13 protein-coding genes are annotated in these 14,063 nt (G+C 39.2%); 11 read left to right on the top strand and 2 right to left on the bottom strand.

From position 1 onward, the window contains the following. The first annotated feature begins 4 nt into the window (after positions 1 to 4). From argG to argH, 7 genes are all read left to right on the top strand, one after another. Positions 5 to 1,210: an argininosuccinate synthase gene (gene argG / locus AC0L7T_RS11945; RefSeq protein ID WP_473342865.1), complete on the top strand. Its 1,206-nt coding sequence runs from the start codon at positions 5 to 7 to the stop codon at positions 1,208 to 1,210. Continuing rightward, positions 1,197 to 2,165: an N-acetyl-gamma-glutamyl-phosphate reductase gene (argC, locus tag AC0L7T_RS11940; RefSeq protein ID WP_473342864.1), complete on the top strand. Its 969-nt coding sequence runs from the start codon at positions 1,197 to 1,199 to the stop codon at positions 2,163 to 2,165. The genes argG and argC overlap by 14 nt, the downstream gene beginning before the upstream one ends. A gap of 52 nt (positions 2,166 to 2,217) precedes the next feature. After that, the gene (locus AC0L7T_RS11935; RefSeq protein WP_473342863.1) at positions 2,218 to 3,366 is read left to right on the top strand and encodes an aspartate aminotransferase family protein; all 1,149 of its coding nucleotides are present in this window, start codon (positions 2,218 to 2,220) and stop codon (positions 3,364 to 3,366) included. 5 nt (positions 3,367 to 3,371) lie between these two features. Then, entirely contained in the window at positions 3,372 to 4,313 is a 942-nt protein-coding gene (locus AC0L7T_RS11930) for a Rossmann-fold NAD(P)-binding domain-containing protein (protein ID WP_473342862.1), read from the top strand. 13 nt (positions 4,314 to 4,326) lie between these two features. After that, positions 4,327 to 5,115 (top strand): acetylglutamate kinase, encoded by a 789-nt coding sequence (gene argB, locus AC0L7T_RS11925; RefSeq protein ID WP_473342861.1) that lies wholly within the window; start codon positions 4,327 to 4,329, stop codon positions 5,113 to 5,115. A gap of 65 nt (positions 5,116 to 5,180) precedes the next feature. Further along, on the top strand, positions 5,181 to 6,266 hold the full coding sequence (locus AC0L7T_RS11920) for a M20 family metallo-hydrolase (RefSeq protein WP_473342860.1): 1,086 nt from the start codon (positions 5,181 to 5,183) through the stop codon (positions 6,264 to 6,266). Then, positions 6,263 to 7,597, top strand: a complete 1,335-nt coding sequence (gene argH / locus AC0L7T_RS11915) for an argininosuccinate lyase (RefSeq protein WP_473342859.1) — start codon at positions 6,263 to 6,265, stop codon at positions 7,595 to 7,597. The genes AC0L7T_RS11920 and argH overlap by 4 nt, the downstream gene beginning before the upstream one ends. Here argH and AC0L7T_RS11910 read toward each other — a convergent pair. Together AC0L7T_RS11910 and AC0L7T_RS11905 are read right to left on the bottom strand one after the other, a co-directional pair. Further along, complete coding sequence (locus AC0L7T_RS11910; RefSeq protein ID WP_473342858.1) at positions 7,594 to 7,815, bottom strand: hypothetical protein; 222 nt, start codon at positions 7,813 to 7,815, stop codon at positions 7,594 to 7,596. The two genes, argH and AC0L7T_RS11910, sit on opposite strands and share 4 nt — an antisense overlap. Before the next feature lie 124 nt (positions 7,816 to 7,939). Further along, positions 7,940 to 9,220: an MFS transporter gene (locus AC0L7T_RS11905; RefSeq protein ID WP_473342857.1), complete on the bottom strand. Its 1,281-nt coding sequence runs from the start codon at positions 9,218 to 9,220 to the stop codon at positions 7,940 to 7,942. A gap of 301 nt (positions 9,221 to 9,521) precedes the next feature. On the opposite strand from AC0L7T_RS11905, the gene AC0L7T_RS11900 reads away from it, so the two are divergent. The 4 genes from AC0L7T_RS11900 (at position 9,522) to AC0L7T_RS11885 (ending at position 13,693) form a co-directional block, all read left to right on the top strand. After that, on the top strand, positions 9,522 to 9,953 hold the full coding sequence (locus AC0L7T_RS11900) for a hypothetical protein (protein ID WP_473342856.1): 432 nt from the start codon (positions 9,522 to 9,524) through the stop codon (positions 9,951 to 9,953). Positions 9,954 to 9,965: 12 nt separating this feature from the next. Next, the gene (locus AC0L7T_RS11895; protein ID WP_473342855.1) at positions 9,966 to 10,181 is read left to right on the top strand and encodes a DUF3820 family protein; all 216 of its coding nucleotides are present in this window, start codon (positions 9,966 to 9,968) and stop codon (positions 10,179 to 10,181) included. Positions 10,182 to 10,271: 90 nt separating this feature from the next. Then, entirely contained in the window at positions 10,272 to 12,647 is a 2,376-nt protein-coding gene (locus AC0L7T_RS11890; protein ID WP_473342854.1) for a TonB-dependent receptor, read from the top strand. A gap of 92 nt (positions 12,648 to 12,739) precedes the next feature. Further along, on the top strand, positions 12,740 to 13,693 hold the full coding sequence (locus tag AC0L7T_RS11885) for a DUF4625 domain-containing protein (RefSeq protein ID WP_473342853.1): 954 nt from the start codon (positions 12,740 to 12,742) through the stop codon (positions 13,691 to 13,693). Positions 13,694 to 14,063: the final 370 nt, after the last annotated feature.

The raw sequence follows: 14,063 nt of genomic DNA, 5'->3' as shown, positions 1-14,063 counted from the left end.
TTGTATGAAAAAAGTTGTTTTAGCATATAGCGGAGGTCTAGACACCACCTTCTGCGCCATTCACCTTAGCAAAGAAAAAGGTTATGAAGTGCACGCAGTATTGGTCAATACAGGAGGATTTGAGCAGGAGGAATTGGAGCGCATTGGCGAAAGGGCAAAAACATTAGGCGTAGCCTCCTTTAAAGTTCTTGATGTCGTTTCTACTTATTACGACGAAGTGATTAAGTTTTTGATTTATGGCAACGTATTGAAAAATCAGACTTATCCACTTTCTGTTAGTGCTGAAAGGATTTTACAAGCAAAAGCTTTAGCTGAATATTCTAAAAGCATAGGAGCTACTTCCATCGCACATGGTAGCACCGGTGCTGGAAATGATCAGGTAAGGTTTGACATGATTTTTCAAACCATATTACCAGATATAGAAATCATCACTCCTATCAGAGACCTGAAATTAAGCAGGGAGGAAGAAATCACTTACCTAAAGAAGCATGGTGTAAGTATGAACTTCGAGAAAGCTGCTTATTCTATCAATAAGGGTATTTGGGGCACTTCGGTTGGTGGTAAGGAGACTTTAACTTCCGACCAGGCGCTTCCAGAAAGTGCTTATCCTACCCAAGTGACGGTTACAGATCCAGCTACTGTTGAACTTACTTTTGAAAAAGGTGAGTTGGTAGGTGTAAATAGAGACAAATATGATCACCCTGTAACCGCTATATTAAAAGTTCAAGAATTGGCTAGTCCTTATGGCATTGGTAGAGACATTCATGTGGGAGATACCATCATTGGGATAAAAGGCCGAGTAGGTTTTGAAGCCGCAGGTCCTTTGGTCATCATAAAAGCCCATCAACTACTAGAAAAACATACGCTGACCAAATGGCAAAGCTACTGGAAAAATCAGATGTCGGAATTTTATGGCAATCATTTGCATGAAGGGCATTACCTGGATCCGGTGATGCGTAATATGGAGGCATTTATGGCAGATACACAAACCTATGTTAGTGGAGTCGTAAAAGTACAACTCGCTCCTTATAGATTCAGTATGATTGGCGTGAATTCAGAACACGACCTGATGTCCTCAAAATTTGGCAGTTATGGCGAAATGAATAAAGGCTATACGGCTGAAGATGTCAAAGGATTTACAAAAATTCTAGGAAATCAAACAGCCATTTTCCATAAAGTAAATAAAAGCTTAGACAATGAAAATCATTAAAACAGCCGTAGTTGGTGCTGCAGGATATACTGGAGGAGAATTGCTTCGTTTGTTGGTACACCATCCTAATGTGGACTTAAAATGGATTCATAGCAATAGTCAAAAAGGTAAAAATTTAGAAGAGGTGCATCCCGATTTAATCGGAGATGCATCTCTTGCATTTACAGCTCAAATCGACACAAGCAATCTTGACCTGGTATTTTTATGCCTGCCCCATGGACAGGCAAAACCATTTTTAGAGAAACATGCATTTGATGCCAATACTACGATAATAGACCTAAGCACAGATTTCAGAAATGAAACCAATGGCTTTGTCTATGGCTTGCCAGAAGTGAATCGGGAGATAATAAAAGGCGCAAAAAAAATAGCCAATCCTGGCTGCTTTGCTACTGCTATCCAATTGGCCATCGTTCCTGCCATTAAAAAAGGATGGGTGAAAAATTCCTTGCATGTCACAGGGCTTACAGGGAGTACCGGAGCAGGTAAAAAGCTTTCCGAAACCACTCATTTTAGTCATCGGAATCAAAATGTATCTGTTTACAAGTTGTTTACGCATCAGCATTTGAATGAAATCAATCAAACATTCAAACAACTTACCCCCTCTTTTGAGCAGCAGGTATTATTTGTCCCTTATAGGGGTAATTTTTCCCGTGGAATCTGGGTTACTGCTTATTTCCCATTTGAAGGAAGCCTGGAAGAAGCCTACGAAGCCTATTCGGCATTTTATAAAGATGCGGCTTATACCCATGTCAGCAAAAATGACATTGAATTGAAGCAAGTAGTCAATACCAATAAATGTTTGGTCCATCTCAAAAAAGAAGCGGGCCAATTGGTCATTTATTCGGCCATTGACAACCTGATAAAAGGTGCTTCTGGTCAAGCGGTTCAAAACATGAACCTTGCATTTGGAATTGATGAAAAAACGGGCTTACAATTAAAAAGCGCAGCCTTTTAAAAAATATTGACTATCGGACAGCAGCACCGACCTGTCCCCAAACACATACTATATGCAATTGTTTGACGTCTACCCCCTCATGAATGTCACTCCCGAAAAAGCCAGTGGCGTTTATCTTTGGGACAATAAGGGTCAAAAATACCTTGACTTGTACGGCGGCCATGCCGTAATCTCCATTGGCCATTCTCATCCTCACTATGTCCAAAGGATAAGCGAGCAATTGAATAAAATAGGCTTTTATTCTAATTCAGTACAAATCCCACTTCAAAGTGAAATGGCGACGAAACTGGGAGCGCTTTCCGGCTATGAATCCTACAATTTGTTTTTGTGTAACTCTGGAGCTGAAGCCAATGAAAACGCATTAAAACTGGCCTCTTTTGAGACTGGAAAACCGGGCGTAATAGCCTTTCACGGTGCATTTCATGGAAGGACATCTGGAGCAGTAGCCATTACGGACAATAAGAAGATTGTCGCCCCATTTAATAGCGGGCACAAAGTTTTCTTTGAGGCCTTAGGGGATTTGGAAGCGGTGGAGCAAAGATTGAAAGGTGGAGAAATTGCAGCTGTCATTATAGAAGGAATTCAAGGTGTCAATGGTATTCAGGTAGCTGGATCAGAATTCCTGATCGGTCTTTCCACGTTAACAAAAAAATACGGTGCCAAATTAATCCTGGATGAAGTTCAATCAGGTTATGGCCGGACTGGGAAGTTTTTTGCCCACCAATGGGCAAAAGCTTTATCCCCTGACCTAATCACCATTGCAAAAGGAATGGGAAATGGCTTTCCTATTGGAGGCGTATTGATCCATCCGGATATTGAGGCCAAATACGGTTTATTGGGAACCACTTTTGGTGGAAATCACCTGGCATGTGCTGCAGGACTTGCCGTCCTGGAAGTTTTGGAGGAGGAAAAGCTTATGGCCAATGCCTATACCTTGGGTGAATTCTTAATGCGCGAGTTGAAGGATGGATTTCCAGAGATCCCTGCAATAAGGGGAAAAGGCCTGATGATAGGATTTGATCTTACAGAAGAAGCTGCAGGGTATCGTTCAGAACTAATCAATAACCACCATATATTTACAGGAAGTGCTGCCTCAAAAAACACCATTCGAATACTGCCCCCACTTTGCGTGAAGCAGGAAGAATTGCAGCTATTCCTTAAGTGTTTTAGAGAAGTAATTAATAGCAAGAAGACCAAATAAAAGTCATGATAAACTTCACCAAATTTGAAAACATTGACCTTGCCAATAGTCTAATAGAAAAAGCCCTGACTTTCAAGGTAGATCCCAGGGTCAATCAAAATAAAGGCAATGGAAAACGTATCGGCTTGATTTTCTTAAACCCCAGTTTAAGGACAAGAATGAGCACCCAATTGGCTGCTTCCAATCTTGGCGTAGAAAGCTTTGTCCTCAATATGGACAAAGAAAGCTGGGCACTGGAGATGCAGGATGGTGTTGTAATGAACCAGAACAAGGTAGAACACATCAGGGATGCCGCTGCTGTCTTGGGCGGATATTTTGATATTTTGGCCATAAGGGCATTTCCTACCCTTACCAATAAGGAAGAAGATATCAGCGATTTTGTTATCAATCAGTTTATCAAATATTCTGGCGTCCCTGTAATTAGCCTGGAAAGTGCCATCCGACATCCTTTGCAAAGTCTGGCTGATATGGTGACCATCCGAGAAAATTTCAAAGAAAAAAGGAAGCCAAAAGTAGTGCTTACCTGGGCCCCACATATCAAAGCCATTCCTCATGCCGTAGCCAATTCATTTTCAGAATGGGCGATAGGTTGTGATCATGATTTGACTATCACACATCCGCATGGATACGAGTTGGATAAAAAATTCACAAATGGTGCTACCATAGAATACGACCAAACCAAAGCCCTTGCAGATGCTGATTTCGTCTACGTTAAAAACTGGAGTGCCTTTACTCCATATGGTAAAATCCTTAGCGTTACAGGAGACTGGTTATTGAATGAGGACAAGTTTGGAGACAATACACATGCAAAAGTCATGCATTGCTTGCCTGTAAGGCGTAACCTTGAGTTAAGTGATGAAATATTAGATGGCAAACGTAGTCTTGTCCAAAATCAAGCAAAAAACAGGATCTTTGCTGCCCAGGCAGTAATTGACACCATGCTTTAATAAAAATTCTCTAATGGATATCAGTGTAATTAAAATCGGCGGAAACGTAATAGACCACAAGGAAAACTGTACGGAGTTTTTAAAGTTATTTGCTCATTTCCCCGGAGTAAAAGTACTTGTTCATGGAGGAGGAGTAATGGCAAGCCGCATAGGCAGTTCATTGGGGATTGTTCCCAATATGCACAATGGGAGAAGGATTACAGACAAAGAAACGCTGGACGTGGTCACCATGGTTTATGCCGGCCTGATCAATAAAAATCTGGTGGCTGAACTACAGGCTTACGGACAGAATTCTATAGGCCTTACTGGAGCTGATGGCAATGCCATTACCTCTAAAAAGCGTCCTGTAAAGGATGTGGATTTTGGCTTTGTGGGGGATATAGATAAGGTTAACACCACATTGCTTGAAACCCTTCTGAGACAAAACATAGCACCGGTATTTTCAGCCATAACCCATGATGGGAATGGGCAATTGCTCAATACCAATGCGGATACCATTGCCTCTGAAATAGCGACCGCATTGGCAAAAAGCCACAATGTGAAGCTTTACTTCTGTTTTGACAAAAAAGGGGTCTTGATGGATGCTGATGACCCGGAAACGCTTGTACCTTTGATCAATGAAGACATTTTCAAGGCATTGCTTCAGGATCAGGTAATCCATTCTGGAATGATTCCTAAATTGGAAAATGCATTCAATGCTATTAATAAAGGCGTATCCAATGTATGGATGGGCTTACCCGAAAACCTGCTTCTTGCAGCAGCCAAGGGAGAAAATACTGGAACAACCATTGAATCGTTGTAAGGCGATTTCCATTGAAAAACTATCATATGGTGGGGAATTGAATCCACTTTAACCAATAAAAATAATTGGAAGCTTTAGCAAAATTAAAAATTGAGGCAATTGATCTTCTGAAATCACTTATCAGCACTCTATCTTTAAGTAAAATGGAAGACAAGACGGCTGATTTAATCCAAGCTTTTTTTGAAGACAAAGGAATAAAGACCAATAGAAAAGGCAACAATATCTGGGCTTTCAACAAGCTATTTGACCCTACCTTGCCTACCCTTCTGCTCAATTCGCATCATGATACCGTAAAACCGAACCAAGGCTACACCCTTGACCCCTATTCCCCAGTGGAAAAAGACGGGAAGTTATACGGATTAGGCTCCAATGATGCCGGAGGATGCCTGGTGAGCTTAATGGCCACTTTTGTCCATTATTACGAAAAAGAAATGCCCGTGAACCTGGTCATGGTAGCTTCTGCCGAAGAAGAGATAAGCGGCCGAGGTGGCATTGAAGCTGTCCTTTCAGAACTACCTGAACTTGAAGTTGCCATCGTGGGTGAGCCTACCCTATTAGATATGGCTGTGGCGGAAAAAGGATTGATGGTGATTGATGCAGTGGTAACAGGAGTGGCAGGTCATGCGGCAAGAGAAGAAGGTACCAATGCAATTTATGAGGCCCTTGAAGACCTTGTGACTATCAGGGATTTCAAATTCAAAAAAGAATCGCCTTTTCTAGGGCCAAATAAGGTATCAGCCACCATCATTAATGCTGGTAGCCAGCACAATGTAGTTCCTGACAAGTGCACTTATACCCTAGATGTCCGGGTAACGGATGCCTATACTTTAGAGGAAGCATTTCAGGAATTAAAAACCAATTTAAAGGCAGAACTTACCCCTAGGTCTCTCCGCTTAAAATCATCTTTTATAGCGGACAATCATCCAATGGTTCAAACTGCTCAAAAGATGGGCTTGAAGATGTATGGTAGTCCAACATTGTCAGATCAGGCCTTGATTCCTTTTCCTTCAGTTAAGATAGGCCCCGGAGATTCGGCAAGGTCCCATACTGCGGACGAGTTTATTTATATTGATGAACTGAAGGAAGGAATCTCATTATATGTTACACTCTTGGAAAATTATTTTTCAATTACAAAAAGAACCACCCAATGAAGCTTTGGCAAAAAGATAAAACCAGTAAAAAAGAAGTAGAGGCTTTTACCATAGGCAGAGATCCTGAATTTGATCTTCTACTAGCACCTTTTGATGTGACAGGGTCCATGGCACATGCCATTATGTTGGAGTCTATTGGTCTGCTAACCAAGGATGAATTGGAAGTTTTAAAAAAGGGGTTAAAAGAAATCCGGGAAGAAATAGCTGAAGGGAAATTCAGCATTGCTCCGGGAGTAGAAGATGTTCACAGCCAGGTGGAATTTTTGCTCACCGAAAGGTATGGTGATGTAGGTAAAAAACTGCACAGTGGTCGTTCTAGAAACGACCAGGTTTTAGTAGACCTAAAATTATATTACAGAAAGGCCATCAAAGAAACGGTAACGGAAATAGAGAATCTTTTCCAATTGCTTACCTCTTTGGCTGAAAAGCACAAAGATGATTTGATGCCGGGCTATACCCATACCCAATTGGCAATGCCCTCCTCTTTTGGTTTGTGGTTTGGCTCACTTGCTGAAGGCTTGGCAGAAGACATGGACTTATGGCAGGCTGCTTACAAATTGGCCAACAGAAACCCTTTGGGGTCAGCGGCTGGTTACGGAAGTTCCTTCCCATTAAATAGAACCATGACAACCGAACTCTTGGGTTTTGGGGACATGCATTACAATGTTATCAATGCACAAAACAGCAGAGGGAAAACCGAGAAAACACTTTCCTTTGCGATGGCGGGTACAGCAGGCACATTGAACAGGCTAGCGACAGACTCCATTATGTTTATGAACCAGCATTTTGGCTTTATAAGCTTTCCAGATGAATTGACTACAGGATCAAGTATAATGCCCCATAAAAAGAACCCTGATGTTTTCGAATTGATTCGTGCCAAAACAAATCAAATCCAGAGCTATCCACAGCAAATAATGATGCTGCTTACCAATTTGAGTACAGGTTATCACCGTGATTTGCAATTGTTGAAAGAAACCACCTTCCCAGCTTTCGAGCAATTGAATGACAGTTTGAAAATCGCCCAATTGATGCTTGAAAACATTAACATCAAGCAAGACCTTCTTGATGATGGTTTTTATGCGTATTTATTCAGTGTAGAAGAGGTAAATAGGCTTGTATTGGATGGTGTTCCCTTTAGAGATGCTTACAAAAAAGTAGGGATGGACATAGAAAAAGGAGCTTTTACTCCTGGAAAAAAAATCAAACATACGCATGAAGGCAGTATAGGACAGCTTTGCTTGAAAGAAATTAAAAACAAAATGACAAAGACGCAGGTAGACTTTGCCGATGCAGAAAAAGCGGAACAAGTTCTTTGGGAAAATAAGGCTTAGATGGAATCCTGAATAAGGTATACCATCGCCGAAGCCACTAAATAACCTCCAAGGAAGGAGAAAAAATAAGGCCATGTCAAATCATATTGTTTGTACATGGCTTTTTTCGTTTTATGCGTAAAGTCACTGATTTTTTGAAGTGGCTTAACCGGAAAAATTGAAAGGAATAATAATCCGTAACAAATAGTAAAAATAAACAAGGTTACCAAAGTCTGCATAGCTCACTTCATTTAATGCAAAGATAAAGTCTTATCAATAGCCTGCAAAAATTCAGGTTATATTTTCGAAGTTTTTTATCAACTACAATCTCAGGGTAAAGTTGTACTTCATCCTTAATTTGGACTAACGTCTCAATGTGAAAATATTGAAAAAGTCGAATCTTCTGTCTCTCTTTTTATACTTATATTTTATTTTAGCATAGGTATAATTCGGGATAATTCTAAACGAAATCAAAATGGCTATGGCCATCAAAATAGCAGAACCAATAAAAATATACTCAAAATCATATCCCGCATCTACTATAACCCCATAAACGGCTGGACCGACAGCTGAACTAAGCACCATAATAGAAGCGAAAATACTTCTTACCTTACCAATATAGGCGGTGCCAAATAACTCAACCTGCAAGGCTGACATGATGGAATTGCCTATACCTGCTGAAGCCCCCATTAGAATCATATAGGGGAAAATAACCAATGGATCACTGACTTTCCAAATGAAAATAATGGCTATTAAAAAGGGAATAAGGTAATAAGGGAAAAACGTCCTGGCGGAATACTTGTCAATCAATGGTCCAGAAAACAATATCGCAATGGATCCAGCTATGGCATAAAAGGTAAGCCCTACTGCCATCCATTCCAGGCTCCATCCTTTAAATTCAGCTATAGCAAACTGGTAAAAAAACAAGCCTGTAACCGTAAAAGCCAATACAAATAGGTTTGGAGCTAAAATCCAAAAACTTTTCGTTTTCATTATTTCCCATTGAGAAATTTCCTTTTTGGAGCCTGAAACTGAAGAATCAACTGTTTCTTCATAAACCACCAGTTTTTTCTCATCTATAAAAAAGTACAAGTACAAGGGGACCAGTATCATTACAATCAATGCATTCACTAAGAGCGATTGCCTCCAACCAAAAACATTGATAAGTGCCACAACCATAATGGGTAATGCTGCCTGACCAAAAGGATGTCCCAGAGAGGCCATGCTAATCGCTTTACCCCTCCCCTTGACAAAATACTTTGACATAGAGGTAATGGCAATGTGGCTGAACAAACCCTGCCCCGCGATTCTTAAACCAAAAAAAGCGACCGGTAATAAATACCAGTGATGATTAAAGCTCATGAGTAGCATGGACAGAATAAAGACCACTGTGGTGAGTAATGTATATTTCACCAGGCTAACCTTATCGATATACTTCCCTACTTGTGGTAATAAAAAAGCACTGGCAATAGTGGCTATCATGTAATAAACACTAATCTGTGCATTTTGAAGTGAAAATTCTTCAATCAAATAAGGTACATAAAGTGCCAAAAGATAGGTCTGCCCATACCCAGAAAGGCAGGTCATCAATAGGCCAAAAGTCAACAACTTTTTGTTCTTAAATACAAAATTCCAATAACTCATCTATGGCAAATATTTAAAAGAAAAATAAAAAAGGCTTTTTGGCAAGTAGAAACACGAGCTGCGAAATTAAGTAAATATTCAGGTTATAAAAACCAATTAACTAAATGAAAAAAAGATATTTGCAAAATATAAATTTATACAGGATAATAATCCCTATTAAATGGCTCAATTGTACTAAATTTTAAATCTTTGTACTTTTAAAAGGTTTTCAAGATAATTGACACAAAGCCACTCCACACTAATGGTATAGTGGTTTTTTTTTACTTATTTAGCCGTTTATAAACAGAAAATCTAAATTAACATGACTACCGGATTTCAACACCTCCATTCCTTTCTGGCATATATCGTTTTGGCTGGGATAATATTCAGTTTTATTTCTGCACTTATTGGCGCCTTAAGCGGTAGAGCCTTTACCGAAAAAGACCGTAAAATTGGCTTAATTGGAATGATATTGGCTCATATCCAATTATTGGTGGGCATTGGCGTTTATTTTTTAAGTCCTTTAGGTCTATCTAATCTCAGCGGTGAAACGATGGCTGATTCAATGAGTAGATTGTATGCCTTAGAACATCCGCTTATAAATATTATCGCAATTGCACTTATCACGATTGGTTATAGCAGAGCTAAAAAACTAACAGAAAGCAGAAGCAAGTTCAGAAGTATTTACATGTTCTATGGTATTGCCTTCATTCTGATTTTAAGTAGAATACCTTGGGATGCTTGGTTGAATTAATCATCAAGCAATATGGACAAAAATATACTTTTGGAAATTGTTTCAAAAAAAATGCCCTTTGGTAAGTACAAGGACCGGCTAATCTGCGATGTCCCTGAACATTATTTGATTTGGTTAAAAAGAAGTGGCTTCCCGAAAGGTAAATTGGGAATGTGGTTGGAAACGATGTATGAAATTCGTCTAAATGGTTTGGAATACCTATTAGACCCTTTGAAAAAAATGAGATAATCCACTCTATTTTTGCCATAGTGTTGCAAATATTGCATGATAAGGATATCTTTGTTTGTATAAAGTATTCCAATCATTCAAATTACTACAGTGCGATTTATCTTTCTACCAATTTTCATACTGGTAACGATAGGCAATTCTATCCTTTTTGCTCAGTCTACACCGCGTTTTTCTATCACTGGCACTATTTCAGACGAATCTGGAGAACCATTAATGGCGACTATCCTTATTCATGAGCTGGGAACTGGAACCGTTGCCGACCTAAATGGCAATTACATATTAAGAGATTTAAACCCAGGAAATTACCACCTGCATGTTTCCCACTTGGGTTATAAATCGCTAACCAAAACAGTTTCCATTGGCAATAAAGATGTAAACCTTGAATGGCAAATGGAATCCTCTGCCATAACGCTCCAATCCCTTACCATTGAGGCCAACCCATTTAAAAATGGGCCCGTCGAACAATCCCAAACAATAGATGTCATTGATAGAGATTTTATAGAAAAGAATAATTCAGGCACTTTTTCCAATGCCCTCGAAAAACTACCAGGAATCAGCACTATAAATACAGGAGTAGGTATTAGCAAGCCCGTTATCCGTGGAATGAGTTCCAATAGAATCCAGGTCAATGACAGAGGTATAAAGCAAGAAGGCCAACAGTGGGGTGCTGATCATGGATTAGAAATTGATCCATTTGATGTTGATCGAGTAGAAATCGTAAAAGGCCCCGCTTCTTTAATATATGGATCTGATGGCATGTCTGGTGTTATTAATATCTCTCCAGCGCCTATTCCAAACGATGGAGTTATAAGGGGGCATTTGGTCAATAGCTATCAGACCAATAATAATATGCGTAGTCATTCGGCTACGGTTGAAGGAAATGAAAATGGGTTCATTTATAAAGGTCGACTTACCTTCCAGGATTATCAAGATTATCGTGTGCCTGCAGAGGAATTCACCTATGCCGGATATGTACTACCTGTTTATGAAAACCGCTTAAAAAACACGGCAGGTAAGGAAAGGCATTTTTCTTTAATGACGGGAATAAGAAAAAAATGGGGCAAATCTACCATTACCCTAAGCCGGTTTGGGCAGCAAGCTGGCCTATTTATAGGAGCTGTTGGCATACCTAATAGCTATAACCTACAGCACAATGGGGATTATGGGAATATAGAATTGCCAAATCAGGACAATTCCCATCTCAAGGTTATTTCTAACACCACAATTCAGCTGAATCAAAACTGGTTGGAAATTGATTTGGGATACCAGAGAAATGAAAGAGAAGAACATTCCCTACCTCATGCACATGGAATCAGTTCAAGTGAACAAGGCAACCTGGCTTTGGCACTTTACCTTAATACTTACACAGCAAACCTAAGATTTAATCACCACATCAATAATAAAGAACAAGCCATTATAGGTTTTCAATCCAGTTTGATGGACAACCAGTTTGGAGGTTTTGAGTTTTTGTTGCCACAATTTCAATCGAAGTCTGCCGGCTTCTTCTACTTTCGTGAATACCGGTTGAAGGACAATTTTATTTTGAATGCTGGATTGAGGGTAGATGTTGCCAAACACCAAATTGATGCACACTCCCAACCTACCTATAACAATGGAGAGGCTACTGGAAATGAAGTGCTGAGAAACCCTGATATTGATCGTAATTACACGAATCTAAGTGGGGCGACAGGCTTTTCATGGATTGTTAATGACAAAAGTAACCTCAAATTAAACTTTGGAAGCAGCTACAGAGCCCCAAGCCCCATAGAGTTGGCCTCTAACGGGATCCACCACGGAAATTTCAGGCATGAACTGGGCCATTCAAATTTTAATAGCGAGCGTAGCTTTCAGGGTGATTTGAATTTCACCTATTCTAAAAAAAACCTTCTTATTGGATTCAGTCCTTATTTTGCCTATTACCTTGACTATATCTATCTTTCCCCTACTGCCATATTCTCAACATTAGCCGGCGCTGAATTCTTATGGGAATACCGACAAAACAATGCCATTTTCTCAGGGGGAGAATTAAAAATCCAATGGGCCATCCTTCCTAAATTACAAACATCAATGGCTGCGGAATACGTATACAGCCAAAATTTAGACACTAATTTGCCACTTCCTTTAACACCACCTGCAAGCGTATTAATTGGCCTTGAATGGGATTTACCCTACAATTATCAATGGCTGCCTGCTAGTAATATGTTTATAGAATACAGGCAGGTGGCAGCGCAAAATAGGGTAGATAGGAATGAAAGGGTCACAGAGGGATATGGTCTTTTGGAAGCAGGATTAGGCCTGGAAATTTCTTTGGCCAAACAAATTTTCAAATTCAGAATCAGTGGAAAGAATTTATTAAACAGCTACTACTTTAATCACATGAGCCGTTACAAGCTTTTAAACCTTCCAGAACAAGGTCGGAATATAAATATTAGCTTAAAAATTCCCTTTCAAATAAAAAATCAGTAGCAATATATTTCTCTTCTTGGAAATATAAAAAGGAATGTATATCATTGCAACTTACTTGCAAATGCAATATTATTGTATTTAAATATTTAAAGATGAAAAAAATCAACACTCTGTTCGCGGGGATTATTGCTTTAAACTTACTTTCTTGCGAATCCACAAGCGAGTCCCCTCAGGACTTGATAGCTCCAGTAATAGACCATGCTGACTCAGAAGATGAAATCAGCCCTGATCATGGAGAGGTTTTTACAGCTACTATGGATCATATCCCAGTTAGTTTTTCTGTGACAGATCCTTCAGGTGTAGGCCAAATAAAGGTAAATGTCCATGCAAATTTTGATGGACATAGTCATGCCAGGGTTTTAAATGATTTTGAATTATTGGTTATTAACGATATTTATGCTGTAGATGCCAGCGACCAAAATTTTCAATTCCCTGCTAATTCAACCAAAGTTAATGTAAATTCATCCGCCACTGATATCTATTGGTCTGGATCCAATTCAAGATTAAGCGCACCTATTTTAGCAGGTATTTATGACTTTTCTATTGCAGCTACGGATATTTTCGGAAATCAAACCAATTTTGCAGATGCTTCAAGCTACCTTACCACCATTCATATAAGAACTACTTATGCACCAAATATAGCTGTCACCAACCTTGATGAGGATGAACTGATGGGAACCAAAGGACAGCCACTAACTGTAACAGGTGAAATCAGCAAAACCACCGATGATTTAAGTGCTCCATTGGCTTTTGTTTGGATAAAATTGGGAGAAGAAGAGGACGAAGATGACCACGACCATGATCATAATGAAAGGGTAAGTAACGACGAATATGTATACGACAATATGTGGGGAAGTTCCCAATGGATTACAGAAGGCCAAGGCCCTGATTTGCCAAATGATCAATTAATTGACTTAGCGACGCTTTTAACAGGTGAAAATGCAATTATTCTTCCTACATCAGGAGAGCATCTTGACCTAACCATAAGAGCTGAAGATGTCAATGGAAATACCACAGAAAAAACATTCCATGTGGATATGGATTGATTGTTTAAAACCGCTATAAATATAAAATTCAAAGGCGTAATGTAAAAGTTACGCCTTTTCTCGTCCAACAATATTATTGACCGATATAGGTAATCCCTTCACTTTATATAAAAAATGAAGTAATAAAAGTTCAAAAGAAAATATTCCTATCATTTAAAACTTACAATCACCTGACTTAATACAATTTGACTTGAATTAACCAGAAATTGCTCTACCTTTTCAATTTTAATTTTATCTTTTGAGATTCTTCTTAAGATAGAATCATTAAAACTAACAAAGCAGAAAAAAAGAATTATAGCGATATATTTTAAAGAGAGCTTCATTTTTTTATGTTTAACAAACACCTAACAATGATTAAACAATATTGTTT

The organism is Cyclobacterium sp. 10D3-21, assembly GCF_055809755.1.
The sequence above is the reverse complement of the archived record's forward strand: the minus strand, read 5'-3'. Positions and strand labels throughout refer to the sequence as shown.